Source organism: Paraburkholderia sp. RL17-381-BIF-C (genome assembly GCF_046026435.1).
Taxonomy (GTDB): domain Bacteria; phylum Pseudomonadota; class Gammaproteobacteria; order Burkholderiales; family Burkholderiaceae; genus Paraburkholderia.
In genome coordinates this window covers 45,001-69,360 of the sequence record NZ_JARESX010000031.1, presented here as the reverse complement: position 1 = coordinate 69,360, position 24,360 = coordinate 45,001, and the positions used below count along the sequence as shown (strand labels likewise).

26 protein-coding genes are annotated in these 24,360 nt (G+C 64.8%); 7 read left to right on the top strand and 19 right to left on the bottom strand.

Features of this window, described 5'->3' with window-relative positions; genetic code table 11:
* Positions 1-130: 130 nt before the first annotated feature.
* From P0D70_RS20115 to P0D70_RS20105, 3 genes are all read right to left on the bottom strand, one after another.
* The gene (locus tag P0D70_RS20115) at positions 131-2,623 is read right to left on the bottom strand and encodes a cation-translocating P-type ATPase (RefSeq protein WP_408185768.1); all 2,493 of its coding nucleotides are present in this window, start codon (positions 2,621-2,623) and stop codon (positions 131-133) included.
* A gap of 2 nt (positions 2,624-2,625) precedes the next feature.
* Positions 2,626-3,114, bottom strand: a complete 489-nt coding sequence (locus P0D70_RS20110) for a peptidase associated/transthyretin-like domain-containing protein (protein ID WP_408185767.1) — start codon at positions 3,112-3,114, stop codon at positions 2,626-2,628.
* A 134-nt stretch (positions 3,115-3,248) separates the two neighbouring features.
* Positions 3,249-4,202: a universal stress protein gene (locus tag P0D70_RS20105; RefSeq protein ID WP_408185766.1), complete on the bottom strand. Its 954-nt coding sequence runs from the start codon at positions 4,200-4,202 to the stop codon at positions 3,249-3,251.
* Between the two features lie 456 nt (positions 4,203-4,658).
* Between P0D70_RS20105 and P0D70_RS20100 the strand changes: the two genes are divergently transcribed.
* Both P0D70_RS20100 and P0D70_RS20095 read left to right on the top strand, forming a co-directional pair.
* A complete protein-coding gene (locus P0D70_RS20100; protein ID WP_408185765.1) occupies positions 4,659-4,946 on the top strand; it encodes a hypothetical protein in 288 nt (95 codons plus the stop codon).
* Between the two features lie 336 nt (positions 4,947-5,282).
* On the top strand, positions 5,283-5,936 hold the full coding sequence (locus P0D70_RS20095; RefSeq protein WP_408185764.1) for a nitroreductase family protein: 654 nt from the start codon (positions 5,283-5,285) through the stop codon (positions 5,934-5,936).
* A gap of 61 nt (positions 5,937-5,997) precedes the next feature.
* Here the strand turns inward: P0D70_RS20095 and P0D70_RS20090 are convergent, their stop codons facing one another.
* The 10 genes from P0D70_RS20090 to atpD form a co-directional block, all read right to left on the bottom strand.
* A complete protein-coding gene (locus P0D70_RS20090) occupies positions 5,998-6,474 on the bottom strand; it encodes a universal stress protein (RefSeq protein ID WP_408185763.1) in 477 nt (158 codons plus the stop codon).
* Positions 6,475-6,690: 216 nt separating this feature from the next.
* Entirely contained in the window at positions 6,691-7,542 is an 852-nt protein-coding gene (locus P0D70_RS20085) for a F0F1 ATP synthase subunit gamma (RefSeq protein ID WP_408185762.1), read from the bottom strand.
* Positions 7,539-9,107 (bottom strand): F0F1 ATP synthase subunit alpha, encoded by a 1,569-nt coding sequence (locus P0D70_RS20080; RefSeq protein ID WP_408185761.1) that lies wholly within the window; start codon positions 9,105-9,107, stop codon positions 7,539-7,541. Before P0D70_RS20080 ends, P0D70_RS20085 begins: the two co-directional genes overlap by 4 nt.
* On the bottom strand, positions 9,085-9,834 hold the full coding sequence (locus tag P0D70_RS20075; protein WP_408185760.1) for a F0F1 ATP synthase subunit B: 750 nt from the start codon (positions 9,832-9,834) through the stop codon (positions 9,085-9,087). Before P0D70_RS20075 ends, P0D70_RS20080 begins: the two co-directional genes overlap by 23 nt.
* A gap of 9 nt (positions 9,835-9,843) precedes the next feature.
* Entirely contained in the window at positions 9,844-10,092 is a 249-nt protein-coding gene (locus P0D70_RS20070) for a F0F1 ATP synthase subunit C (protein ID WP_091793534.1), read from the bottom strand.
* A complete protein-coding gene (locus tag P0D70_RS20065; RefSeq protein ID WP_091793532.1) occupies positions 10,089-10,784 on the bottom strand; it encodes a F0F1 ATP synthase subunit A in 696 nt (231 codons plus the stop codon). The genes P0D70_RS20070 and P0D70_RS20065 overlap by 4 nt, the downstream gene beginning before the upstream one ends.
* Positions 10,781-11,074 carry an N-ATPase subunit AtpR gene (locus tag P0D70_RS20060; protein WP_091793530.1) on the bottom strand — a complete coding sequence of 98 codons (294 nt, stop codon included), beginning with the start codon at positions 11,072-11,074 and terminating at the stop codon, positions 10,781-10,783. Before P0D70_RS20060 ends, P0D70_RS20065 begins: the two co-directional genes overlap by 4 nt.
* Entirely contained in the window at positions 11,067-11,384 is a 318-nt protein-coding gene (locus tag P0D70_RS20055; RefSeq protein ID WP_408185759.1) for an AtpZ/AtpI family protein, read from the bottom strand. Before P0D70_RS20055 ends, P0D70_RS20060 begins: the two co-directional genes overlap by 8 nt.
* Positions 11,381-11,839 carry a F0F1 ATP synthase subunit epsilon gene (locus P0D70_RS20050; RefSeq protein ID WP_408185758.1) on the bottom strand — a complete coding sequence of 153 codons (459 nt, stop codon included), beginning with the start codon at positions 11,837-11,839 and terminating at the stop codon, positions 11,381-11,383. The genes P0D70_RS20055 and P0D70_RS20050 overlap by 4 nt, the downstream gene beginning before the upstream one ends.
* Positions 11,836-13,311 carry a F0F1 ATP synthase subunit beta gene (atpD, locus tag P0D70_RS20045; protein ID WP_408185757.1) on the bottom strand — a complete coding sequence of 492 codons (1,476 nt, stop codon included), beginning with the start codon at positions 13,309-13,311 and terminating at the stop codon, positions 11,836-11,838. Before atpD ends, P0D70_RS20050 begins: the two co-directional genes overlap by 4 nt.
* A gap of 261 nt (positions 13,312-13,572) precedes the next feature.
* On the opposite strand from atpD, the gene arcD reads away from it, so the two are divergent.
* From arcD to argF, 3 genes are read left to right on the top strand one after another with little or no spacing between them, the layout of a single operon-like run.
* The gene (gene arcD, locus P0D70_RS20040) at positions 13,573-15,054 is read left to right on the top strand and encodes an arginine-ornithine antiporter (protein WP_408185756.1); all 1,482 of its coding nucleotides are present in this window, start codon (positions 13,573-13,575) and stop codon (positions 15,052-15,054) included.
* A gap of 27 nt (positions 15,055-15,081) precedes the next feature.
* Positions 15,082-16,299 (top strand): arginine deiminase, encoded by a 1,218-nt coding sequence (locus P0D70_RS20035; protein WP_408185755.1) that lies wholly within the window; start codon positions 15,082-15,084, stop codon positions 16,297-16,299.
* A gap of 45 nt (positions 16,300-16,344) precedes the next feature.
* Positions 16,345-17,343: an ornithine carbamoyltransferase gene (gene argF / locus P0D70_RS20030; protein ID WP_408185754.1), complete on the top strand. Its 999-nt coding sequence runs from the start codon at positions 16,345-16,347 to the stop codon at positions 17,341-17,343.
* Positions 17,344-17,408: 65 nt separating this feature from the next.
* Here the strand turns inward: argF and P0D70_RS20025 are convergent, their stop codons facing one another.
* Positions 17,409-17,909 (bottom strand): phasin family protein, encoded by a 501-nt coding sequence (locus P0D70_RS20025; protein WP_408185753.1) that lies wholly within the window; start codon positions 17,907-17,909, stop codon positions 17,409-17,411.
* 44 nt (positions 17,910-17,953) lie between these two features.
* On the bottom strand, positions 17,954-18,643 hold the full coding sequence (locus tag P0D70_RS20020; RefSeq protein ID WP_408185752.1) for a CBS domain-containing protein: 690 nt from the start codon (positions 18,641-18,643) through the stop codon (positions 17,954-17,956).
* Positions 18,644-18,908: 265 nt separating this feature from the next.
* Between P0D70_RS20020 and adhP the strand changes: the two genes are divergently transcribed.
* The gene (gene adhP, locus P0D70_RS20015; protein ID WP_408185751.1) at positions 18,909-19,934 is read left to right on the top strand and encodes an alcohol dehydrogenase AdhP; all 1,026 of its coding nucleotides are present in this window, start codon (positions 18,909-18,911) and stop codon (positions 19,932-19,934) included.
* Between the two features lie 84 nt (positions 19,935-20,018).
* Here adhP and P0D70_RS20010 read toward each other — a convergent pair whose 3' ends face one another.
* The 3 genes from P0D70_RS20010 to P0D70_RS20000 all read right to left on the bottom strand — a co-directional run bounded on the left by P0D70_RS20010 (position 20,019) and on the right by P0D70_RS20000 (position 21,570).
* Complete coding sequence (locus P0D70_RS20010; RefSeq protein WP_408185750.1) at positions 20,019-20,330, bottom strand: UDP-glucose 4-epimerase; 312 nt, start codon at positions 20,328-20,330, stop codon at positions 20,019-20,021.
* An 86-nt stretch (positions 20,331-20,416) separates the two neighbouring features.
* Positions 20,417-21,067, bottom strand: a complete 651-nt coding sequence (locus P0D70_RS20005; RefSeq protein WP_091793486.1) for a BON domain-containing protein — start codon at positions 21,065-21,067, stop codon at positions 20,417-20,419.
* Between the two features lie 74 nt (positions 21,068-21,141).
* On the bottom strand, positions 21,142-21,570 hold the full coding sequence (locus P0D70_RS20000) for an Hsp20/alpha crystallin family protein (RefSeq protein WP_091793483.1): 429 nt from the start codon (positions 21,568-21,570) through the stop codon (positions 21,142-21,144).
* A gap of 307 nt (positions 21,571-21,877) precedes the next feature.
* Between P0D70_RS20000 and P0D70_RS19995 the strand changes: the two genes are divergently transcribed.
* Entirely contained in the window at positions 21,878-23,527 is a 1,650-nt protein-coding gene (locus P0D70_RS19995) for a bifunctional aminoglycoside phosphotransferase/ATP-binding protein (protein ID WP_408185749.1), read from the top strand.
* 162 nt (positions 23,528-23,689) lie between these two features.
* Here P0D70_RS19995 and P0D70_RS19990 read toward each other — a convergent pair whose 3' ends face one another.
* Positions 23,690-24,160, bottom strand: a complete 471-nt coding sequence (locus P0D70_RS19990; RefSeq protein ID WP_091793479.1) for a hypothetical protein — start codon at positions 24,158-24,160, stop codon at positions 23,690-23,692.
* Positions 24,161-24,360: the final 200 nt, after the last annotated feature.

Genomic DNA, 24,360 nt, shown 5'->3' with positions numbered 1-24,360 from the left:
CGCGGCAAGCATTCCCGCAAATAAGTTGCGCCCCACCGGCAATGCGCCACCTCCTCAGACTATGGCCCTGCGGCACGATGTGATTGATCGAGGTCAAACCTGCCGTGATGGCTTCGCCGCATGGACAGACTCACAGCCATACGGCAAGAACAGGACGCAGAGCGAACAGCCGGGCAAGCGCCGGCCAGGTCATCAATACGCCCGCAGCGAGCGTCGTAAGCAACACGACGGCCCACCCATAAAAGTTCGTCTGGCGTGCGCGGCGCGCCGACGGCCGGTGCGGCAACGCGCGCACGGCGAACATCAGCCCGACGTTGCATGCCACGAGCAGCAGGAAGCCGGCCGTGCGAGCGTCGAGCGGATCGAATCCGCGCCCGAGCAGTGCCGCATACACGCCTACGACGATCAGGGCGGCTACGCACCCGAGCGCAATGCTCAGCCCCAGGATGCGGTTGGACATGAGCCGCTCGCCGATTCGCCGCGGCGGATCACGCATGAGCGAGCGGCTCTCCCGTTCGTTTTCAAAGACAATCGAGCAAACGGGTGTGATGATCATTTCGAGGAACACGATGTGCACCGGCGCGAGCATGAGCGGCCAACCCGCCACCACGGGAAGGGTCGCGGCGGCGATCATCGGAATATGAACCGCGATCGTGTACGCCACCGCCATCTTCAGATTCTCGTAGATGCGCCGGCCGAGCCGCAGGGCCGATACGATCGGCGTCAGGTCGTCACGCAGCAACACCAGCGACGCCACCTCGCGCGCAACCTCCGCGCCCCGCGTGCCCATCGCGATGCCGATATGCGCGGCTTTCAACGCGGGCGCATCATTGACGCCGTCGCCCGTCATCGCGACGACCTCGCCCGCATGCCTGAACGCGTCGATGAGCCTCAGCTTCTGCTCCGGCCTGACTCGTGCGAACACGCTTGCGTCGACGATCGCGCGTTGCAACGCGGCATCGTCCATGCCGGCAAGGTCGGCGCCGCTTACGACGCGGGCGCTGTCGATGCCGACTTCCGCCGCGACCGCCCGCGCCGTCGACGGATAGTCGCCGGTAATCATCACGACCCGCACGCCCGCGACCTTCAACTGCGCAACCGCGCCTGCCACCTCCGGGCGCACAGGGTCGAGCAGTCCGACGAGCCCCACCAGCGAGAACGCGAAGTCGTGCTGCTGATCAGGCCACGTTTCGCCGCAATGCCGCGCCCGCGCCACGCCGAGCACGCGCAACCCGCTTTCCGCCATATGCGTGGCGCGCTCCATCAGCGCTCGCGCCTCACCGGCTTCGAGGTGGCACAGCGAGCAGATCGCCTCAGGCGCACCCTTGCACGCCACCAGCCGATGATCGAGTTCGGGGCTCTCCCATCCATGCGACATGGCGGGCAGTTCAGGCGTCAATGCGTATTCCTGCACGAGCGACCATTGTTCATGCAGCCGGTCCGTGCCGGCCAGACAGGAGCGGCCCGTCTCGTGGAACGCGCGCTCCATGGGATCGAGCGGCTCGATTTCGCTCGCGAGCACGAGGTACTCCAGCAGTTCATGAAACTGCGGGCCGATCTTGACCGCGCCGTCCTTCAGCCATAGCTCTTCGCCGCGTGCATACAGCACGCGCACGGACATACGGTTCTGGGTCAGCGTGCCCGTCTTGTCGACGCATAGCACCGAGGTTTGCCCGAGCGTCTGGATGGCACTCAGACGCCGTGTCAGCACGCCCTCCCTCGCGATCCGGCGCGCGCCCAGCGCCATGAAGACGGTGAATATCACCGGCAGCTCTTCGGGCAAAATGCCCATCGCGAGCGTAATGCCGGCCAGCAGACCCGGTATCCAGCCGCCCATGCGCCAGCGATAGGCGAAGACGAGCAGCACACAGATGATCACCGCGAGCGTCGCAAACCGCCTGACGAAGCCGCGCATCTCGACCTGCAAGGGTGAAGGTGGCTCGCTCACTTCGGCAAGGCTTGCGCCGAGCCGGCCAAGCTCGGTCTGCGCGCCCGTCGCCGTGACGTACATGCGGCCCTGACCCCGCACTACCATCGACCCTGAAAACAGGCAGCTCCGCGACGGGTCTGCGGGCGATTTGCCGGATGAACCGGCAAACTTCTCGACGGCGACGGACTCGCCGGTGAGCAGCGATTCGTCGACGCTCAGTTCGTGGGCTTCCGTTACCGCACCGTCGGCCGGCACCTTCGCCCCTTCCTCGATAATGACAAGATCGCCGGGCACCAATTCCGCCGCCGATACGTATTCCCGCTTGCCGTCGCGCAATACCTGCGCTCGCGGGGCCGACAGATCACGCAGCGCTTCGAGCACGCTCGCCGTCCGGTGGCTCTGGACGATGGTCAGCACCAGCACGGCAACGACCAGGGCGAGCAGCGTCGATGCCTCCGTCATGTCGCCGATCAGACCATACAGGCCGCTCGCGCTGAGCAGCAGCAGGAACATCGGCTCGGTGAATGCATCGCGCACGGTGCTCCACCAGAGATGGCGATTGCCCCGCGCGATCACATTGCGGCCGTGTCGCGCCTGCAATGCCACGACCTCCGCGTGCGTCAGTCCACCCGCCGTATGCCGCGCAGGCACGGCGGACGCCGGCACGTCGGATGTCGCGCCTTGCGTCGCCATGATCAGGGTTCGCTCTGGCCGCGCATGGGTGCACGGCAATGCGCACAGTTGGTCCGCGCATTGCCGGTGGCACGTTCCTGCAACACGATGTGCAGATCCGCCCCGCCGCGGCGCGGCACGTCGACTGTCTTCCCGATCTCCGTGCTCCCGGCATGTGCGACGATACGATAGCGTCCGGCCGGCAGCATGACGAACAGGAACGGCCCTTCGGTGCGGGTGTCGAGGACAGCGCGCCCCGATGCGCTTGCGATCGTCACATCCACATCGGAGAGATAGTTGCCCGCAGCCGTGGTAAACATCATGCGCAGGCTGTAGCGAGGCGCGAGTGCGCGAAAGGCTTTCGCGTCGTCCTCGCCGATGCCGCCCGTCATGTACAGCACGCCGTCACGGCTGACCGCCTCGGGCAGTGATTGCCCGGCAACCGCGGCACTCAGGACAAGAAACCCGAATGCAAAGGCGGTGCGCAGCGCGTGTGAGTTAAAGATCGACATGTCGGAAAGATCCCCAGGTTCGTGAGCGCCCGGAGGTGTGTCAGCCGGCGTTTCGCGCCGGCGTTTCGGCCACTCCCCGCGCTCGCATGGCGCGACAGGCGCGCAGTATATTCAGCCGATGTCCGTCGCCCGTTTCACGTTTCGTGGCCCGGTCGCGCCAGCAGTAAAGGCGTGCCGGTGAGACGCGCGGTGCGCGCGGCCACGCTGCCGAGAAACCAGCGCGCGACGCCGCGCCGCCCATGGGTGCCGACGACGACCAGGTCCGCGTGCCACTGTTGCGCGTCGCGGATGATCGCGTGCGCGACGTCGTCACGTGCGGGGGCCGTTTCGACCGCCGCGGTCTCAGCCTGATTCGGCAATTCGGCAAAGACCGTCGCTGCGGCGGCCAGAATCACTTTTCCTTCTTCGACGAACGCCTCCTCGAGCATGCGGATCGGCACGATATCGGTTAGCCGGACGGCGCGATCTACAACATAGATGGCGCGAAGACGGGCCTCGGGTGTGGCGAGTTGCAGCCCGAAATGCAATGCGTCGCGCGACGCGGCGCTTCCGTCCAGCGCGAACAGGATCCGGCGCGGCGACGACTGGATCTCCGTTTCGTAGCTGGCCGGCACCACGAGAATCGAACAGGGCGCCTGGGTGGTGACGAATTCGGAAACCGTACCTTCGATCCAGCGCAACATACCGTGATGCTGACGCGCGCCCACGACGAGCAGATCCGCCTGCCATTGCGCCGCGGCGTCGATCAACGCGTTCGCGGTATAGCCGCCTTGCCGCGAAATTTCCACGACGTCCGACTCGACGTCGATGCCGGCATCCGCGAATATGCTTTTTGCGCGCGCCACGGCGTCACCCGCGTCGCGGGCAAGTTCGGCGCGCGCGAGCTGCAGCTCGCCATCCGTCATCGACCCGAGCGGCAACAAGGTGCGGGGATTTTCGGCGACGCTCACCACGCGGACCCGGGCGCCGGGCGGCGTCAGGTGACACACATACGCCGCTGTGCGCGCTGACTCCGGCGAAGTGTCCACAGCCACGAGGATGCGTCGGATTGAGTGAATGGCATGACCGCCAAGGTGCGTTGTGCTCATGATCGGGTCCCCAAAGAGGGCGTGCGTTCGCCCAGCTGACGTCGATATCTGATTCTCTGCGCCCTGGCTGGTCACTCATTGATACACGTCAAGCCACTATCACCGCCGCCCGGACGACCGGCGCCAAATGCAGATTGGAGTTCCGGCCCGCCTATGCACAGGAATGGACAGCGGTCGCGAGCGGAAACCACTCGTCCGATACACCACAGTGAGCATGCGGAGACAAGTGCGGTCCACACAAGCTCACACGGCAAATTGAATTAAACAGGCGTTTTCGCGTGATCTACGTCACGCGCCCTTGACGGCGATCAATCAAACCATCTGGGCGCACCTCTATGCTGGTCGATACAGCGGGACTGAGTCGCGCGTTGCGGCGCATTCACATGGCCCCGTCATGGACTTGTCTCGTCGGATCGCAACACGTCCTGTCATCACGAAATGGGGCCCGTCACGCACATGGCTCGAATCGATTCCAATGAACGAGACCTTGCCCATATCGGTTCGATGATCGGGCAACTCGAACGGCTGCTCCAGTGTGAAGCGCCGCGCTCCGCTCACTTTGTTTTCCAGCCGGCCTACTGGCGAGCGCGCATCGAGTCCGCGGCGGCCCAAACCGACGCGCAGAGCCCGATAGGCGCGCGGGCGTCAGCGCTGCTCGCCAAACTGGATGCCCTCGACGGCGCATCGGCGCAACCGCGCGCCAAGCGCAAGCAATCGATCGATGAAACGACCCACGGCCTTTAAATGCCGTGATGGCGCATTCGCTCGTGCGCTTGCGCGCCCGATGCTGGCGCGCGCTGCCCATTGAACTGCGCGGACTCGCGTTCATGTTCGTCCAGCGCAGCATGGCAATGCGTTGCTCGACGCAGCGGGACTCGACCGGATCGACGCGATCCGTGTCGCGTCTTTGCACAACAGGCATGGGCGTTATGCCCCCCGAGCGTCTCTACAAACAGGGACCTGCTTCGCCTGATCTGTATCAATCGGCAGCGGGGATTTCGGACTAACGTGGAATGACACTTGTCGTGGGCAGCGTGGCGGTGCCACCGCCACCCTCGGCGCAATTCAACGGAGTCCGATATGACCGACATGCCACTCCTTGCGTACCAGGCCGCGCCTCTCCTGCGGCCGCCGCTCGCCACCGGCGAAACTCCCGCTGTCATTACGCTGCCCAAGCCCGAGTTGCATACCGGCGTGCCGCTGATGACCGCCTTCGCGCAGCGCGCGAGTTGCCGCTCGTTCGCGCCGACAGCATTGCCGCCCACGGTGCTGGGCGAGTTGCTCTGGGCTGCCGACGGTATCAACCGGCCCGCAACCGGCGGCCGCACCGCGCCCTCACCGCACGCGTTCAACGAAATCGACATCTACGCCGCACTGCAAAACGGCGTGTACCGGTACGACGCGCCGAACCATCAACTGGTTCTCAAACATGCCATCGACGCGCGCGGGCAGACCGGCTACCAGGATTTCGTCGGCGAGGCGCCGCTCGACCTCGTCTACGTAGTTCGCACGTCGCGCTTACTGGACATGCCCGCGCAGCAGCGCGAGCGGTTTTCCGCCGTGACGGCCGGAGCGATCGCGCAGAACGTCTCGTTGTATTGTGCGTCGGCGGGGCTCGCCTGCGTGATCCGCGGCTGGATCAATGCGCAACTGCTCGCGAACGCGCTGTCGCTCAACGAAGACGAACTGCCGATTCTCGCGCAGACAGTCGGGTTCAGTCCGATCCAGCACTAGTGGCATTGAGAGCTTGGGCGTGGCGGCGACGGCCGCTGACGCCCGGCCGCCGGCGTCCTTTTTACAGCCCCGACGGTATCTCGTCCTGATCGCGTGGAGTCCTGACCAGCAGCACCGGAACGTGAGCGCTCCGCAAGAACGTTTCCGCAACGCTGCCCTGCAACAACCTTCCTATGCCATGCCGGCCTTGCGTGCCCATCACCACCAGGCCGGCGCCCTGACGCTGCACGCAACGGGCGAGGCAGTGCGGGATATCGTCCGCTGCATTCTCTGTCTCCTCGATCTCGGTGTCGCCGGGCACGCCGCGCTCGGCCATGGCCCGGCGCGCTTCTTCGAGCGCGAGACGGCCGTCTTCGCGCAGCACGTTACGAAGCTGTTCGGCATTGAAATAGCCCGCGTAGCGCGACACGCACCAGGGATTGACGACGTACACCGCGTGAAGCCGCGCGTGCGTCAGCTGAGCAAATTCGAGCGCTTCATACAGCGCCCATCTGGACGACTCGCTGCCATCCAGAGCCACGACGATCTTCTGATACATGGTTCGCTCCTCGTAGACGTTGCACCGGCCCGCTCGGCGTCTCGACACTGCCCATCGTTGCAGACTAGATGGATGATCGGCGCGAATGGCTCTATCGGCCTGACCTGCGTCAAGCAATCGCGCTGCAAGCCGGGAGTGGCGATCTCGCCGTGGGATAACGGCGAGCGCCGCCCTGAATAAGGCGAGCGGCGCCGGGCGCCACCACCTGCCGCTCCGCTAGATCGGCTGCGTGGCGGTCGCCGCCAGTTCCGCGATATCGGCGGTGATTTCGTCCTGACGGACCCGACGATAGCTTTGCGTCAGTTCGTCGAGCGTGTCTCTCACATTGGTGCGGGCGGCCAGCATCGCCCTCACCCGCGCTTCGTTTTCCGCGGCGAACGAGAGCATCAACGCTTCGCATATCTCGACAAACACATATTCCTCGACCAGCCCAGGCAGCAGACGTTCGACCGGCAAGGTGAGCAACGGTGGCACGGCGCGCGCCGCCACCGGAAACCGCGAAAAATCGAACGGAATCAACCGGTGTTCGACCATCTCGCTGGCAGCAGCGACGCCAGGCAGCGCATGGATGATCGAGACGTGGTCCACCGCGCGAGCGCCAAGACGCACATAGAGCGCTTCCGTGATGCGGTTTGCCAGCGACGGCACGTCATCGGCATGGGAAGCGGCGGGCGAGCTCCAAGCGACCGGAAGGCGGCGTTCGTTCGCCGCCATCTCTCCGCGCGTGCCGACGAGCAGGAGTTCACACCGCGCGTTATCCAGACGAGGCCGCACATAGTCCAGAACCTGCTCGTTGAACGAGCCGACAAAGCCCTGTTCAGAACACAGCGCGATCACGATCCGCGCGCCATGATCCGGCTCCGACAGGGCGGCTTGCGCCGCTCTTCCATGAGCAAGGACGGCGCCGATCGCAGCCCCCACGGTCGCGGCCGAAGAGCGGATACCCGGCAGCCGCCGCTGCGCTTCACGCGAACGCGCCGCAGCGATGCCACGCATTGCGCCGATCACGGCGTCCAGTTGTTGCGCGGTCGCCGTGCGCGTTTCGATTTCCGCGAGTCGGCCGCTCATTTCACGATCCCGGCCGGGGCGGCGCCGTTTGGCGTTTGCAGCGTCGCTTGCAACGTCAGGCGCTGCACCAGTTCGCGAACCGCCGTAACGAGTCCCGCTTGAGTCGGGGCGTCCAGTGGCGCGTCCGCCCATCCGCTTGCCATGCCCCCGCCCGGCAATTGGTCGACGAGCTGGCTCCGCGCTTCGGCGGCGATGGCCGGTGGCACGCCGTCGAACACGCCTTCGGACAACGCGGCCAGCAACGCGATTTCATCGAGCGTGCGCAGCGGCTTGAAGCGTGGCTGCGCGATCAATGCCCGGATGCGCTCCCCGCGTGCGATCTTGCCGGCCACATGGGCATCCGTCAGACCGCCGAAGCGGGAGAACATCTCCAGCTCCAGAAACTGCGCGTAATCGAGCCGCAAGCGCCCTGACACGTCGCGCAAGGCGGGATGCTGCGCCTTGCCGCCGACACGGCTCACGCTCAACCCGACATCGACGGCCGGACGCTGGTTGGCGGCGAACAGCGCGGTGTCCAGCACGATCTGGCCGTCCGTGATCGAAATCAGATTGGTCGGGATATAGGCGGACAGGTTGCCCGCGTCGGTTTCCGCAATCGGCAATGCAGTCAACGACCCACCGCCGAGCGCCGCCGACAGTTTCGCCGCGCGCTCAAGCAATCGCGCATGCACGTAGAAGATGTCGCCGGGATAGGCCTCGCGCCCTGGCGGCTCGCGTGTCAGCAGCGCCAACTCCCGGTGCGTCGCGGCGTGTTTGGTGAGGTCGTCGATCACGACCAGCGCATGCTGTCCGCGGTCGCGAAAGTATTCGGCGATCGTGACGCCCGCAAACGGTGCGATCCATTGCAATCCGGCCGCCGAAGCCGCCGCCGCGACCACGAACACGCAGCGCTCGGGCGCGCCGTACCGCCGCACGGATTCGATCACTTGCTGCACCGCTGTCGAGCGTTGGCCGATCGCCACGTAGACACAGATCATGTCCGAGTGCTTCTGGTTGACGATGGCGTCGAGCGCCAACGCGGTCTTGCCCGTTGCACGATCGCCTATGATCAGCTCCCGCTGTCCGCGTCCGACGGCGAAGAGCGCGTCGACGATCAGCACGCCGGTTTCGACAGGCTCGCTGACCAGATCGCGATCGATGATCGCCGGCGCGGGCCGCTCGATCGGCATACGCTTCACCGCCGACACCGGTTCGTCGCGATCGAGTGGCCGGCCAAGCGGATCGATCACACGACCGAGCAAGCCTTCGCCCACGGGCACTTCGATCACCGCGCCGGTGCGCGTCACGCGCGCGCCGGCTTCGACGGTGGCGCCGTCGTCGAGTAACACGACGCTCATGAGATCGGCCTCCAACGAGTGCACGAAGCCGCTCGCGCCGCTTTCGAATCGCAGCAGTTCGTCGAGCGCCGCATCGGCCAGTCCCGAGACGAACGCGATCCCGTCACCGATCCGCTCGACACGGCCGAGCGTATCGGCATAGGGCGCGCATGCCGTGCGGGCCAGCGCCCCGCGCTGCGCCGCAAGCCAGGCGTCGTCGCTCGATTCAGCGGGAAGCATGACTGTCATCGAGCAGCGCCTCCTTGATCCGGACGAGTTCCGCGCCGAAGCTGTTGCGCACCACGGCATGCGGCGAGCGCAGTTCGAGGCCGGCGATCAAATGCGGATCCACTTCGAAGTTGACCGGCGCATCACGTTTCAGGCAGGTTGCGAGCATCGTGCGGCACTGCTGCTGTTCCCGCTCGCTCAACACACGCGGCGCGGCGAGTGTCGGCACCGCGCCGTCGCCCCAAAGCGCCGCGCGGGCGGTTTCCGGAAGTTGTGCGATCCCCTCGGCGAGACCGTCGATAAAGCCGCTCACGCGCACGCTCTCGGGCAGCCTGTCAAGCAGCTTTGCCGCGATATCGACGGCAAGCCGGCTGGCCCGCTCGGACGCGAGTTTGTCCTGCTCGGCGCGCGCCCCCGCGGCTTCGCCTTTCGCCGCCGCGCGCAAGGCGTCCGCATCGGCTTGCGCGGCGCTCAGAAGCGCCTGCTTTTGCGCCGCGGCCTCCACGGCGACGGCTTTCATCGCTTCGCCGTGCGCCGCCGCCAGCTGTTGCGTTTCGTGGGCCGCCTTGTCGCGCTCCTGAATGGCTGCGAGCTTCGCCGCCTCGGCATCCGCGATCAGCGCGCGCGCCGCCTTCTGACGTTCGGCGATGATCCCCGCGACCGGGCGGAACAGAAAACGCGCGAGCAGCCATATCAACACCAGTGCATTGATGGTCTGGAGCGCAAGCGTCCACCAGTCGATACGCATGGGGTCCGCCTATTTCGCAAACGGGTTGGCGAACAGCAGCAGCAAGGCGATCACGAGGCAATAGATCGCCATCGTCTCGATCATGGCCAGCCCGACGAACAGCGTGCGCGATACGGTGCCCGCCGAATCCGGCTGCCGCGCGATCGCATCCATCGCCGCGGCGACCGCACGGCCTTCCGCGAGCGCCGGCCCGATCGCGCCGAACGAAACGGCAAGCGCTGCCGCGGCGATACTGACCACTTCGATGAGGTTATTCATGAGACTTCGCCCTTTTTGACACTGACATGGTGCGGATCACCGATCGCGGCACCGATGAAAACCATCGAGAGAACAGCAAAAATGTAGGCCTGCACCGCGCCCGTGAGCAGATCCAGCGCCATGAGCGGAATCGGCACCAGCAGGCCGGCAAGCGACAGCAGAATGCCGATCACGAACACGCCGCTCATGACGTTGCCGAACAGGCGCACGACGAGTGAGAACGTCCGCGTGATCTGCTCGACGACGTTCAGCGGTATCATCACCCAGCTCGGTTCCGCGAACGACGCGAGATAGCCCGTGGCACCCCGGCTGCGAATGCCATAGACGACCGTCGCGCCAAGCACGATCAACGCGAGCGCGGCATCCGTTTCGAGGTGCGCGGTGGGTGGCGTCACGCCCGGTACCAGCGCGCACCAGTTGGCGACCAGCACGAAGATGAACAGCGTGCCGATCAGCGCGCGATAGGTCGCGGCCTCGGTTTGCATGGTGTCGCGAATCTGCTGGTCGATGGTTTCGACCAGCAGCTCAACCGCGGTTTGCGTCTTGCCGGGCGCAAGCGAGAGTCTTCGGCTCAGCACGACAGCCGCCAGCGTGACGACGGCCATGATCGCCCAGGTGATCAACACGGGCGAGGTAAGCGCCACGGGTCCAATCCGCAGAAGCGGCGCGATCGTGAGCGGTGATTCGGTCATGACAGGCCTCCGTAACGCCGTAGCGCGATCCTGCGTGCGAGCAGCACGCCTGCCATGCCGGCGAGCAGCGCGAGCGCACCGATGCGTGCGAGCACCAGCAGCACCGCACAGGTCAACGCAATGCGCGCGAGTTGCAGCGCGAGCGCCGCAGCCGTTTTGCCCGTTGCGAACAGCGGCCAGTTCCAGCGCAACGAAAGGAAATGCCACGCGCCGGCCACCATGCCGAGCGTGAGTCCGATCACGAGTTGGGCGGCGAGCGGCGGTAGCGGCCATGCCAGCGCGCTATTCACGGTGTGTTCCCTGTTGACGATGCATCCATTTCCACGCGGACCAGAAACCGAGCGCCGCCCCTAACATCAGAAGCGGCGCCGAGAAAAATACCCGCGTGCCGAATGTGCGGTCGAGCCAGTGCCCCAACGCGAGCCCGAGCAAAGTCGGCACGACGATGGCCCAGCCAAGAATGCCGATCTGGCCGAGCCGGCTGCCGAGCGACGGCTCCGGCTCTTCGCGCCCGCGCGCCGCGCGCTCCGCGGCCTGTTGCGCCGCGCCGGCCAGCCTGTCGGCTTCGGTATTGCGCTTGTCGTGCTGTGGCGTGCTCATTGCGGTGTCGCTCCCGAGCCGGCCGGGTTGGCACTGTCGGTTCCGGGCCGCGGCCGCAAGTAGCGCAGCATCTGACGCACCGCGCGCGCATGCAGCCGCAACTGGTCGACCCGGGCACGGCGCGCCGCGTCGTCTTCGTCGGCGTGGCGGCTGCGCACCAGCACCTCGAGGCCTTCCAGCGAATCGCCCGGAATCGCTTCGCGGCAAGCGATGGACACGGTGGCGCCGCCCAATACCAGCAGCACGCCGCCGTTCACCGCACAGTAGTGCGACACGTTGTCGGCACCCGTCCAGCGAACCACCGACGAGGTCAGTTGCGTGACGAAATCGGCATGACCAATACGGATACCGAACGAACCGCTTGCGTCTTCCGCGCGCAACGAAACGACGTCGACGCCGTCGAACCACACCCGCGACGGCGTGGCGATGGTCAGCTTCAATGCGCTGTTGCTCATGCCACGGGCTCCTTTTCCGCAGCGGCGGGTCGGTGCGCGGCGGCCTCTTCCCTGCTGCGCCCTTCGTCGAGCGAGCCGATCATGTACAGCGAACTCTCCTGCCATGTATCGCACTCGCCCGCGAGAATCGCCTTGCAGCCGGCAATCGTGTCGGCGAGCGCCACCGAGCGGCCGGCTTCGCCCGTAAACGCCTCGGTGACCGCGAACGGCTGGGTCAGAAAGCGTTGCAGGCGACGGGCGCGGCCGACCAGCGCGCGATCCTCGGCGCCCAGCTCTTCCACGCCGAGCAACGAGATCACGTCCTGCAACTCGCGGTAATGCTCGATGATTCTGCGCACCTCGGTTGCCACCGCCGCATGCTCTTCGCCCACCACCAGCGGATCGAGCAGGATCGACGACGACGCGATCGGATCGACGGCGGGATACATGCCTTCGGCGGCCATCGCGCGGGACAGCACGACCATGCTGTCGAGGTGTGCTGCAATCGCGGTCACGGCGGGGTCGGTGAAATCGTCGGCCGGCACGTACACGGCCTCGATCGCCGTCACCGATACGCCGCCCACGGACACGATGCGCTCCTGCAAGCTCGCAACTTCGCTGGCCAGCGTGGGCTGATAGCCGACTCTCGAGGGCATGCGCCCGAGCAGACCCGACACTTCGGCGCCCGCCTGCACGAAGCGAAACACGTTATCCATGAGCAGCAGGACGTTCTGCCGGCGTTCGTCGCGGAAGTATTCAGCAATCGTCAATGCCGTGAAGGGCACGCGCCAGCGCGCCCCCGGCGGCTCGTTCATCTGCCCGTACACCAGCACCGTGCGCGACAACACGCCGGAGGTGCGCATATCGAGCAGCATCTCGTGGCCTTCGCGCGAGCGTTCGCCGACGCCGGCAAACACCGAGATACCTTCATAGCGCTCGACCATCGCGTGAATCAGTTCCATCACGAGCACGGTCTTGCCGACGCCGGCGCCGCCGAACATGGCCGCTTTGCCGCCCTGCGCGAGCGGCGCGAGCAGATCGATCACCTTGATGCCGGTCGAGAACAGCGTGCTGGTGCCTTTCAGCGACGCGAGCGGCGGCGCCGCGCGATGAATCGGACGACGCTCGATCTGCGCGGGAAGCGCCGGGCCGTCGTCGCGGGTCGCGCCGGTCACGTCGAGCAGCCTGCCGAGCACGGCTTCGCCGACCGGCGCTTCAATGGGGCCGCCGGTGGCTCGCACACGCGTGCCGCGCCGCAACCCGGCGGTTGTCTGCAAGGCCAGCGCGCGCACCATGGTTTCGCTCAGATGCGCCTGCACCTCGGCGAGCACCGGCGCGAGATCGTCCGGCATGACAACGAGCGCATCGCCGACGGGGGGAAGCGAATCACCGTCGAACCGGACATCGACGATCGCGCCGCGCACGGCAACGATGCAGCCATCCCGTGCAGTCGACGGGCTGGCTGAAAACGCTGCTGCTGGACGAGTGGGCATGGTCGGGGTTTGAGGGTTTGCGCGGCGGTGATTGACCAATCAAAAGATATTCCTGGAATGCGCCGCGAAACTGACTTTCATCAAATGTCTGAGAGATAAGTGCGAGAAATACGTAGGCCGCGAACAAACCCGCGCAAACCGTTCGCCCAATCGCCTGACATGCCCCGCTAAGGCGCGACCTTGCGCGGACTGATCCAGATCAACGGCCAAGCCTTCACGAAGTGACCTAATCCAGCTATCTGATGAACGGTGAGGTCCGTCATGAAGAACCTGGCAGATTCATTTTCGGCACCCTCCACTCCCGCCCCGGCCGGCCGGAGTGGCAACGCCGTGGCAAAACCATTGCGGCTCGGCCTGCTCACCGCGCTGGTGATCGGTTCGATGATCGGCAGCGGCGTATTTTCCCTGCCGCAGAACATGGCTTCCGGCGCGGGCGCCGCGGCTGTCCTGATCGGCTGGCTGATCACCGGCGTCGGCATGTTGATGCTCGCCTTCGTCTATCAGACGCTCACGACCCGCAAGCCCGAACTCGACAACGGCATCTACGCTTACGCGCGGGCCGGTGCCGGCGACTTCGTCGGCTTCAATTCGGCCTGGGGTTACTGGGTCAGCGCGTGGATCGGCAACGTCGGCTATCTCGTCATCGTGTTCGGCACGCTCGGCTACTTTTTCCCCGTGTTCGGCGAGGGCAATACGCCCGCGGCCGTGCTGGGCGCCTCCATCGCGCTATGGATCATGCATGCGGTGATCCTGCGCGGCGTGCGCAGCGCGGCGGTGCTCAACGCGATCACCACCGTCGCCAAGGTGATTCCGCTCGTGCTGTTCATCGTGCTGGCGGCCATTGCATTCAGAAGCCATGTGATTGCGCAGGACTTCTGGGGCAATGCGAAGCTCGGCAGCGTCTTCACGCAGGTCAAAAGCACCATGCTGATCACCGTGTGGGTGTTCATCGGTATCGAAGGCGCCAGCGTGTTCTCAGCCCGCGCGCAGCGGCGCGAGGATATCGGCCGCGCCACCCTGCTCGGCTTCGCGGTCGTACTGGTCCTGCTGATGGCGGTCTCCCTGCTGTCGCTCGGGATCGTCCCGCAAGGCGAACTCGCCGCGATGAAGAATCCGTCGATGGCCGGCGTGCTCGACAAGGCCGTCGGCGCCTGGGGCGCGGTACTCATCAGTCTCGGCCTGCTGGTATCGGTCGGCGGCGCGTTGCTGGCGTGGACCCTGCTGGCGGCGGAAACACTCTTCACGCCGGCGAACGGCGGCGTCATGCCGAAGTTTCTGGCGCGCGAAAACAGTCACGGCGTACCCGCCAATGCACTCTGGGTCACGAACGGACTCGTGCAACTGTTTCTCATCATCACGCTCGTCTCCAACGCGACTTATCTGGCGCTGATCTCGCTCGCGACTTCGATGATCCTGATCCCGTACCTGTTCTCCGCCGTCTACGCGACTCGCATCGCCATACGCGGCGAGGGCTACGCGGCGGCGGAAGGCACCCGAACCCGCGACATGCTGATCGGTGCGGCCGCAACCGTTTATTGCTGCTGGCTGCTCTACGCCGCCGGGCCCAAGTATCTGCTGCTCTCCGCGCTGCTCTATGCGCCTGGCGTGCTTCTGTACGGCTGGGCAAAGCGCGAACGCAGCGCACGTCTGTTCAAGCCGTTCGAAGCGGCGATCCTCGCGGGCCTGCTCGTTCTTGCGGCCGTGGCGGCGTGGCTGCTGTCCACCGGCGCGCTCGGCTTGTAATCCGGCGATCTTCAGGAGAGAAACTCGATGACATTCGGCGTCTATTCCGAAACAGGCACGCTGCGCAAGGTCATGGTCTGCCGCCCGGGACTTGCGCAGGCACGCCTGACACCCGCCAATTGCCGCGACTTGCTGTTCGACGACGTGCTGTGGGTATCGCAGGCGAAGAACGACCATTACGCGTTTGTCAGCACGATGCAGGAGCACGGCGTCGACGTGCTCGAGATGCACGATCTGCTGGCCGACATTCTGCGAGGCCGTGAGGCGCGCGACTGGGTGCTAGAACACAAGCTCGCGCCCGGCACCGTGGATGCGGAACTGGCGGCACAACTGCGGCCGTGGCTCCAGGAGATGGAGCCGAGTGAACTGGCGACTCGCCTGATCGGCGGAATCGTTCGGGCGGAATTGCCGTTCAAGGCCGACGGGTTGCTCGCGCAATGCACGCTGCCTGCGGGATTCATCCTCCCGCCGCTGCCCAACACGCTCTTTACGCGCGACAGCAGTTGCTGGATCAACGACGGCCTCGTGCTCGGATCGATGTACTGGCCGGCGCGGCAACAGGAAACGCTGCTCGCCGCCGCGATTTACCGCTTCCATCCGCTCTTCAGCAGCGGGACGCGCATCTGGTGGGGCGGCCCGGAGGCGGACCACGGTGGCGCCACGCTCGAGGGTGGCGATGTCATGCCGCTGTCGCGCGACGTCGTGCTGATCGGCATGGGCGAGCGGACCTCGCCGCAAGGTGTCGCGCAACTCGCACGCGCGCTGTTCGCTCGCGAATCGGTCAAGCAGGTGATCGCCGCACAACTGCCGCGCTCGCGCGGCGCGATGCACCTCGACACGGTATTCACCTTCTGCGATCGCGACCTGGTCACGATCTTTCCGGAAGTGGTCGATGCCATCCGTTGCACGAGTCTGCGCCCCGGCAAGCTACCGGGTCAGCTCGACGTGCGCCCCGAAAGCGCACCGTTTCTGCAAGTGGTCGCGCGGGCGCTGGGCATCGGCACGCTGCGCACCGTCGCCACCGGCGGCGACACGTGGGAATCCGAGCGCGAGCAATGGGACGACGGCAACAACGTGATCGCGCTCGCGCCGGGCATCGTCGTCGCTTACAACCGCAATGTGTACACCAACACGCTGCTGCGCAAGGCGGGGGTGGAAGTCATCACGATCCCGAGCGGCGAGTTGGGCCGCGGACGCGGCGGCGGCCATTGCATGACCTGCCCGATCGAACGCGCCCCCCTCTGACCCTCTGACGCGAAACACGCGCCGCACCCTTTGGAGAATTCGCCTATGGCATTCAATCTACGCAATCGCAGTCTGCTGAACATGCAGGACTTCGCGCCGCGCGACATCCGCTTCCTGCTCGATCTCGCCGCCGAGCTGAAGCGCGCCAAATACGCGGGCAACGAAGTCCCGCGGCTCAATGGCAAGAACATCGCGTTGATTTTCGAAAAGACCTCGACGCGCACGCGCTGCGCATTCGAAGTTGCCGTGCACGACCAGGGCGGCCACGTCACCTATATCGACTCCGCGAGTTCACAACTCGGCCGCAAGGAGTCGCTCAAGGACACGGCACGGGTACTCGGACGGCTCTACGACGGTATCGAATACCGCGGCTTTCATCAGAGCGTGGTCGAAGATCTTGCGACCTATTCGCATGTTCCGGTCTGGAACGGCCTCACCGACGAGTTCCACCCGACTCAGGTGCTCGCCGACCTGCTCACCATGCAGGAATTCGGCGAGAAGCCGTTGCATGAGCTGTCGTTCTGCTACCTCGGCGACGCCCGCTTCAACATGGGCAACTCGCTGCTGATCGGCGGCGTGCAGATGGGCATGGACGTGCGCATCGCGGCGCCACGCGAATTGTGGCCGCATGACGAACTGGTCGCGCAAATGCGCCTGCTCGCCGAGCGCACCGGCGCCGGCGTGACGATCGTCGAGGACCCGCATGAGGCGGTGAGCGGCGTCGATTTCGTCTACACGGACGTCTGGGTGTCGATGGGCGAGCCTGTGGACGCGTGGGGTCCGAGGATCGAACTCCTGCAACCCTATCAGGTCAACGCCGCGCTGATGAAAGCGACCGGCAACCCGCGCACCCGCTTCATGCATTGCCTGCCGGCCTATCACAATCTGGACACCGAAACCGGCCGGATGGTCCACGAGCATTTCGGCGTGTCCGAACTCGAAGTCAGCGACGAGGTGTTCGAATCGGATGCGTCGATCGTCTTTTCGCAAGCCGAGAACCGCATGCACACGATCAAGGCCGTGCTTGTGGCGACCCTCGCTTAAAGTCGGCGCACAATGCGCAGCTTCGACACCGACTCGACACCGACCGAACCTCCGACCGAAGTCCGCTATTCCGTGTGCATCGGTTGGATGGGCTTTTTGTGCGCAGACGTTTTCTCATTTTCAGTAGCGTCCGCCCCTGCGACGGCGGGCGCGGCAGACGTCTGCGGCTCGCCCACCACCTCGGCAGGCACGAGCGCCTGGGTGGCGAGCCCCCCCACCAGGCTGTCGGCCGCCCGCCGTTGCCGACCCGCGCCAACGGCGGGCGGCGCGGCGTCCCGCTGCAGGTCCGACAGGATCTCGAAGAACTGCCGGCTGTACGAGAGCGCCTGGGCCACGCCCACAGGCGCCAGCAACGTGGGAAGACACAGCATCTCCGGCAGATTGTCTGCCGCGCATGTCCGGGCCATCGCCTCCTGCGTTTCGGCAAGTCCAAACCGGATCGCCTCCAGGTTCAACGCGGTGAGCCGCTCAAAAGCCTCGAAGCTGCGCGTCGTTACGCCGAACAGATTGTCGAAACCGGCGCTTTCCATGTTGAGCCATTGCCCGGGAATGATCTGAGCCATCATGCCTCCAAAAATTGATTGCCGAAACGCGCCGGCTCGCTGGTCCGCTAGATGCCCGGCATCACTGGATACGGCTCGGTGTGATCCTCCACACGTTTGACGCCGGGAATGTTCTGCGCCGCCACGCGAACTGCGTCGACGGCTTCCAGCGCATGAAATACGCCCCACAGATGCACCACGCCATCGGTAACGACGATATTGCGGCCGGCGAAGCTCCATTTGCGGCCCGCCAGTTCGCCCATCAGCATCGCGCGGATCTCGGCGTCCGAGAGCGTTACATCCGATGTCGGCTCGTCCGGCACGCTTGCGAGCGCCTGCACAAGATTGGCGCGGCTCACGAGACCCACGAGCCGTCCCGCTTGCGTCACGGGAACACGTTTGATGCGCCGCGTCTCGAGAATGCCGGCCACTTCGCCGAGCGGCGTGTCGGGCTGAACGGTCACCACGTCGGCGGTCATGACATCGCGCACCTTCACCGCATGGGTCTTGATGTAATCCCGCGCTTCATGGTTCGCGGACCAGACGTCGAGCCATGAAGCGCGCTTGCGCTCGTCGGTGCCGATTTCGGTGCGGCGAAGCAGATCGCCCTCGCTGATCATGCCCGCGATACGACCCTCCGGATCCAGCACCGGCGCACCGCTAATGCCGTTATCGACGAAAATTCTGGCGACGTCCCGCACGGTCATGTCGGGGGTGACAGAGATGACGTTGGTGGTCATGACATCGGATGCGCGCATAGTGAGCCTCCTGAACAGTTAGGATCATTGAATTCGTGGGACCGGCCCATCTCGATCGTCAATATCTCGAAGCCGGTGAGCCCTCGGGTGACTTCAGATTAGGCCGCCACCGCATCCTCCCGTTTGACGTGGATCATCTCGAAGGTGGTACAGCGCGAGCGTGATCCGAATAGCGCCGCGTAGCCATTGGATGACCCAAGTCAATTGCACCGTATGCGTGACAGAGATACTGGTCGCCACGCGTTCAACGTCTGGAGAAAAGGTTATGGCCCAAGTGATGAAAGCTGCTGTCGTTCACGAGTTCGGCGCTCCGCTGCGCATTGAAGAGGTCCCCGTCCCGAAGCCCGGTCGCGGTCAGATTCTTGTCAACATCAAGGCGTCCGGCGTATGTCACACGGATCTGCACGCGGCTGACGGCGACTGGCCGGTCAGGCCCACGCTGCCCTTCATTCCCGGCCACGAAGGGGTCGGCTACGTCGCCGCTGTGGGCGAAGGCGTCAAACACGTGAAGGAAGGCGATCGTGTCGGCGTGCCGTGGCTTTATACCGCCTGCGGTCATTGCGAGCACTGCCTTGGCGGTTGGGAAACCTTGTGCCACGAGCAGCAGAATACGGGCTATTCGGTGAACGGCGCCTACGCGGAGTACGTCCTGGCCGATCCGGACTATGTCGGCCATCTGCCAGCCGAAGTCACGTTCGAAGATATCGCGCCGATCCTCTGCGCGGGCGTGACCGTCTACAAAGGCATCCGCATGACGGACACGCGGCCGGGTCAATGGATCACGATTTCGGGGATCGGCGGGCTCGGCCACGTCGCGGTTCAATACGCGATTGCCATGGGCCTGCGCGTGGTAGCGGTCGACATCTCAGCGGATAAGCTCGCTCTCGCCCGCGAACTCGGCGCTACGCTCACGTTCAATGCTTCCGAATGCGACGCCGCGGCGGCGATCCAGAAGGAAATCGGCGGAACGCACGGGGTACTCGTCACCGCCGTATCGCGCAGCGCCTTCGCTCAGGCACTAGGCATGGTGCGGCGCGGCGGCACCATTGCGCTGAATGGTCTGCCGCCGGGTGAATTCCCGCTGCCGATTTTCTCGACCGTGCTCAACGGCATTACCGTGCGCGGCTCCATTGTCGGCACGCGCAAGGACTTGCAGGAATCGCTCGAATTCGCCGCGCAAGGCCGTGTGCGCGCTCGAATCCATCTCGATCGGCTGGACAATATCAATCAGGTTTTCGCCGATTTGAAGAGCGGGAAGGTAGATGGACGTATTGTCCTGAAGCTCGACTGAAGCTCGACTGAGCGAGTGACGGGATGGCGAGATAAACGAACTAAAAAAAGCGAACTAAACCGAACGCGCGACAAAAGTCAGAAATCACTTAGGCTCGGCCGGACATCCCCCCGGCAGAACCGACAGCGTATTCGACATCTTGAGGCGGACCCAGTCCATGCCTTCGCGCAAACCCGCCAGAACCGCTTCGCGCTCGGTAGGAAAAACACTGCTGTGTCTGAACTCGTGTTTGAAGATGCCCTCTGGGGTGTGGTGGCTGAGCTGGATCGAGCAATCGAAGCCGCCCGCTGTGCGATGTGTGGTTGCGGCGACCGACCAGTCGCCGTCACCCACACTACCCGAGATCGTCATGTGTCGCTCCTTGATAATGTGCGCCGCCCATGGATTGCCGTCCATGCTGCACCGTTCATGCGCCCGCGCACGGCTCACGCCACCTGCGCGGCGCCCGTCCCGTCCGCAGCCGGGCGGCGCATGGCGCCTGTCTATCCCACGGTCAGATTGTCGATAACCGCATGGACACCCGGCGCCGACCACGCCGCACCTCGCACGGCGGAGCGCTCCGCCATCGAATCGACCGAGCCCGTCAGCGTGACGGTTCCGTCATCCACCTTCACGGCAATGTGCTTCGCCTCGCGTTCGGCGTGACGTTGCAGCGCCTTGCCGATCTGTTCGCCGATATCGAGCGCGGCCACGTTACCGCCGATCCGCACGAGGTTCGAGACCCCTGTCACGCCGCGCATGTGCGACACGGTACGCATCGCGACATGGCTCTGATACGCCCAGTCGACCTCGCCGCTCAACGTCACCCAACCTTTCTCGACCTGCACCTTGACCGACTCTTCGCTCAAACCGACGGTCCAGCGCAAGATGGAACGAACGGCGTTGGCGATTTCTTCGTCGGTGCGCACGTCGGAATGCGGCAGGCGAACGTTCAGTTCCACTACGACAGCCTTCACGCCGGCCACACGTTGCGCGGCCTTTTCCGCCGCGAGCTTCTCCGCATAGCTCACTGGATGCCCGGACAACGTCACGACCCGGTCATGCACTTCAACGCCGATGTCCGTGACGGTCACCGCAGGATCCCAAGCCAGTTCGTCTTCGACCTGCTGCTTCAATTCCATGTCCGACTTCATTGCGTGCTCCTTGTTGGCATACGGCTAAAAGCCCGCGCGGCCCACGAAACCGCGGCGCTCCGCGCGGCCCCGGATCAATTGATCTGCAGGCGCTTGCGTTCGGAAGCCGCCTTCTTCGGCAGCGTGAGCGAGAGCACGCCGTCCTTGTACTCCGCTGCCGCCGCGCTCTCGTCGACTTCGCTCGCCAATGAAAAGGCGCGGCTGACAGCGCCTGCATAGCGTTCCCGGCGAATCACCCGTTCGCCCTCTTTCATTTCCTGATTCCGTTCGACTTTCGCGCTGATCGAAACAAGGTTGCCGTCGATTTTTACGTCGATGTCCTTTTTCTCGACGCCCGGCAGTTCGGCCTTCACGGTGTACGCGTTATCGCTTTCCGTCACGTCGACCTTGATATCGGCAAGCGGCGCTTCGCCGCCCGCGCCGCGCAGCGGCCGGAACAAACCTTGAAAGAGTTCGGACATGGGTTCGAGGGGAAACGGATCAAATCGGCTCAAGTTGCTCATCGTACTGCTCCTGATTTAGTCAATCACATCATGGATTTGCATTCGCGTCGCACGCCTCATACCGCCTCTTTCACGCTAGATCTTCAGGACGGGAGCGGTGCACTGCAGCGCGCCTCGATGCACGGCGTTCACCGTCGCGACGAGCAGGCTGTACCGGTAACTCTATGCTCGCCTTCGACTCGTGAATTGACGTGCGTCAAGCGGCCCACATCGCAGTCCGAGACCTCGAAAAGCATGACGTCGGTCAACCCCGCACGATGGGCCGCATCTATTCTGAAGAAACCATGATCGTGCGACGGAGAGTTCCATGCCTGCTGACTTTTCACCGGCACATCAGCGTCCGGTTCACCTACGGCAGCGCGAGCGGCTCGCGCAACGAGGCTGGCGTGCGCTCGACCGCGCCATGCAGAGGTCGTCTACCTACGGCCATCCGGCGGGACGCATTCGCCGTATCGAGACACATATCTCGGTCGTGTACCTGGCCGGGCGTTACGCATACAAAGTGAAGAAGCGCGTCGATCCGGGCTTCGTGGACTTCACGCAGGCGCAAGCGCGCGAGCGCTCGTGCGCCGACGAGTTCAGACTGAACCGGCGGCTCGCACGTGAACTCTATTGCGGCGTCGTATCGATTACGCGCCGCGGACGCGCGTATCGCATCGCAGCGACAGGCAACACCGCCGAGCACGCTGTGCGGATGCGGCGCTTCGACGAACACGACGTGTTCAAGGCGTTGCAGGCGCGCGGCGAGCTCGGCTTTGCCGAAATAGACGCCTTGGCCGTGCAACTCGCCACGTTCCACCGGCAGTCACCACGCACGCCGACTCGCGAGGTCTTCGGGTCGGCGCCGTTTGTTCAGCAGCAGATGCGCACCGTGCTGGAGGCGCTCGACAGTGAGACCGGGGCGCGCTTGCCTGCGCGCCTCTCCGCCTGGTGCGAGAGCGAAGGCAAACGTCTTGCCGGGCACTTCGACGCGCGCCGTAGAGGCGGCTTTGTGCGCGAGTGTCATGGAGACCTGCACCTCGACAACATCGTGCGCCGCGGCAAGCGCGTACTCATGTTCGATTGCATCGAGTTTGACGACGCCTTGCGCTGGATCGACGTCGCCAGCGACCTGAGCTTTCCCTTGATGGATCTGCAGGCATGCGGACGGCAGGATCTGGCAGCTCGGCTGTTGAACGGCTGGCTGCAACGTACCGGCGATTTCGCGGCGTTGCCTGCGCTGCGTTACTACATGGTCTATCGCGCGCTGGTGCGTGCCCTCGTCGCCTTGTTGAAAACACGAAATCAACCGTACGATGAGCACTTCGCGCGAGCCGCTGCCTACCTGAATCTGGCGGAGCGCCTGAGCGCGCCACAGCGGCACTACTTGCTGCTATGCCACGGCTATTGCGGATCGGGCAAATCGGTGGCGAGCGAAGCGTTAGTGAACCTGCTCGGCGCCGTGCGACTGTCGAGCGATATCGAGCGCAAACGCGGTCGTCCGTTCACTCCCGTCGATCCCCGGCCTCTGCCAGCGGACGCGTACACACCGCACTCGATCGATCGGCACTACGACCTGCTGCAACGGCTGGCGCAACAAGTGCTGCTGGCGGGCTACCCCGCGCTGGTCGACGCGACGTTTCTCAAGCATGCGCATCGTGCCCGCTTCGTTGCGCTCGCGCGCTCGCTCGGCGTGCCCGTTTTCCTGCTCGATTTTCATGCGCGAGCGCGTCAACTCGAACAACGTGTGCAGGCGCGTGCCGCCGCTTCGCACACGGCGTCGGATGCCGGCCCGCTCGTGCTGATTCGCCAGATGGCCAACGAGGAACCGCTTTCCGCCGAAGAAATGCAGCGAACGGTGAGCTTCGATACGGAGGTTCCGCTCGCTGATTTCGGACGTCTGGATTACTGGCGAAAACTGCTGCGGCGGCTGTGCGAACCCGAAGCGGCCGCGCCGACGGAAGCGGCGCACGGCTAGCGCGGATGCACACACCCACCAAAACGGTAAACCTTCAACGTTTCAGCGCACGTGCATGCCGCCGTTGATGGACGCAACGCCTTTAGCCGACAGGATGCCCTCGCTCCTGCGGCTGGCCCACCGGCGCTTACCGGCGGTAGGCGCCGCGGCCGAACTCGCCGATTAGCGTTCATGGAGGACATCGCCGCCGAGTGCTCGCCCGCGAGGCATGCCCGCCGCGCTTTCCACGCGCTGTAGCCACTCCTGCCAAGGCTGCATGACGGGATTCATCGCGGCCTGCGTGGGCCATTGGTCAGTCGAAACCGCCTGCCAGGTCGCAAACGCTTCACGCATGCCTTCGAAGGATCCGGTTTGCAGCCGCACCGCCGCGCCGAGGCCTTGCTGCCAGAGATTGGTGGTGGTCGCCATGTAGTCGCGCAACACCGTTTGCCACGATACGGCGAGCGCGCTCCAGTCCTTTGCTGCCGAAGCGGCATTGCCAATCGCGCGTGCCGCCTCCAGATCACGCCGTATACGCTGCATCTCGAACTCGCATGCCTGCTGCCGGGCCTGGTGGCCGAAGCTCAGCGCCTGCAGCGCGAACGAGAGATTGGCGCGGAACAGCTCGAAGGGCGTGACGGATTTGCCGGTCATAATGGACCTCCTGACGTGATGAAGCGATCCGCCTGCGCGCTGTGGGACGCAGCGACGAGCACGCGCACGGCAGTAGTCAGTCCAATGTAGGCGTGCCCCCTGGAAGCCGGTTGACATGCATCAATCATCGAATGGCTTGCTGCGCGCGTGAATGGCACGCGCAGTTGCGCCGGCTGTCGTCGGCGGAAAGGAATTATTCG

Coding starts and splice junctions, on each gene's coding strand:
- P0D70_RS20115 (WP_408185768.1), bottom strand. CDS start 2,623: ATGGCGACGCAAGGCGCGACATCCGACGTGCCGGCGTCCGCCGTGCCT.
- P0D70_RS20110 (WP_408185767.1), bottom strand. CDS start 3,114: ATGTCGATCTTTAACTCACACGCGCTGCGCACCGCCTTTGCATTCGGG.
- P0D70_RS20105 (WP_408185766.1), bottom strand. CDS start 4,202: ATGAGCACAACGCACCTTGGCGGTCATGCCATTCACTCAATCCGACGC.
- P0D70_RS20100 (WP_408185765.1), top strand. CDS start 4,659: ATGGCTCGAATCGATTCCAATGAACGAGACCTTGCCCATATCGGTTCG.
- P0D70_RS20095 (WP_408185764.1), top strand. CDS start 5,283: ATGACCGACATGCCACTCCTTGCGTACCAGGCCGCGCCTCTCCTGCGG.
- P0D70_RS20090 (WP_408185763.1), bottom strand. CDS start 6,474: ATGTATCAGAAGATCGTCGTGGCTCTGGATGGCAGCGAGTCGTCCAGA.
- P0D70_RS20085 (WP_408185762.1), bottom strand. CDS start 7,542: ATGAGCGGCCGACTCGCGGAAATCGAAACGCGCACGGCGACCGCGCAA.
- P0D70_RS20080 (WP_408185761.1), bottom strand. CDS start 9,107: ATGACAGTCATGCTTCCCGCTGAATCGAGCGACGACGCCTGGCTTGCG.
- P0D70_RS20075 (WP_408185760.1), bottom strand. CDS start 9,834: ATGCGTATCGACTGGTGGACGCTTGCGCTCCAGACCATCAATGCACTG.
- P0D70_RS20070 (WP_091793534.1), bottom strand. CDS start 10,092: ATGAATAACCTCATCGAAGTGGTCAGTATCGCCGCGGCAGCGCTTGCC.
- P0D70_RS20065 (WP_091793532.1), bottom strand. CDS start 10,784: ATGACCGAATCACCGCTCACGATCGCGCCGCTTCTGCGGATTGGACCC.
- P0D70_RS20055 (WP_408185759.1), bottom strand. CDS start 11,384: ATGAGCACGCCACAGCACGACAAGCGCAATACCGAAGCCGACAGGCTG.
- P0D70_RS20050 (WP_408185758.1), bottom strand. CDS start 11,839: ATGAGCAACAGCGCATTGAAGCTGACCATCGCCACGCCGTCGCGGGTG.
- atpD (WP_408185757.1), bottom strand. CDS start 13,311: ATGCCCACTCGTCCAGCAGCAGCGTTTTCAGCCAGCCCGTCGACTGCA.
- arcD (WP_408185756.1), top strand. CDS start 13,573: ATGAAGAACCTGGCAGATTCATTTTCGGCACCCTCCACTCCCGCCCCG.
- P0D70_RS20035 (WP_408185755.1), top strand. CDS start 15,082: ATGACATTCGGCGTCTATTCCGAAACAGGCACGCTGCGCAAGGTCATG.
- argF (WP_408185754.1), top strand. CDS start 16,345: ATGGCATTCAATCTACGCAATCGCAGTCTGCTGAACATGCAGGACTTC.
- P0D70_RS20025 (WP_408185753.1), bottom strand. CDS start 17,909: ATGATGGCTCAGATCATTCCCGGGCAATGGCTCAACATGGAAAGCGCC.
- P0D70_RS20020 (WP_408185752.1), bottom strand. CDS start 18,643: ATGCGCGCATCCGATGTCATGACCACCAACGTCATCTCTGTCACCCCC.
- adhP (WP_408185751.1), top strand. CDS start 18,909: ATGGCCCAAGTGATGAAAGCTGCTGTCGTTCACGAGTTCGGCGCTCCG.
- P0D70_RS20010 (WP_408185750.1), bottom strand. CDS start 20,330: ATGGACGGCAATCCATGGGCGGCGCACATTATCAAGGAGCGACACATG.
- P0D70_RS20005 (WP_091793486.1), bottom strand. CDS start 21,067: ATGAAGTCGGACATGGAATTGAAGCAGCAGGTCGAAGACGAACTGGCT.
- P0D70_RS20000 (WP_091793483.1), bottom strand. CDS start 21,570: ATGAGCAACTTGAGCCGATTTGATCCGTTTCCCCTCGAACCCATGTCC.
- P0D70_RS19995 (WP_408185749.1), top strand. CDS start 21,878: ATGCCTGCTGACTTTTCACCGGCACATCAGCGTCCGGTTCACCTACGG.
- P0D70_RS19990 (WP_091793479.1), bottom strand. CDS start 24,160: ATGACCGGCAAATCCGTCACGCCCTTCGAGCTGTTCCGCGCCAATCTC.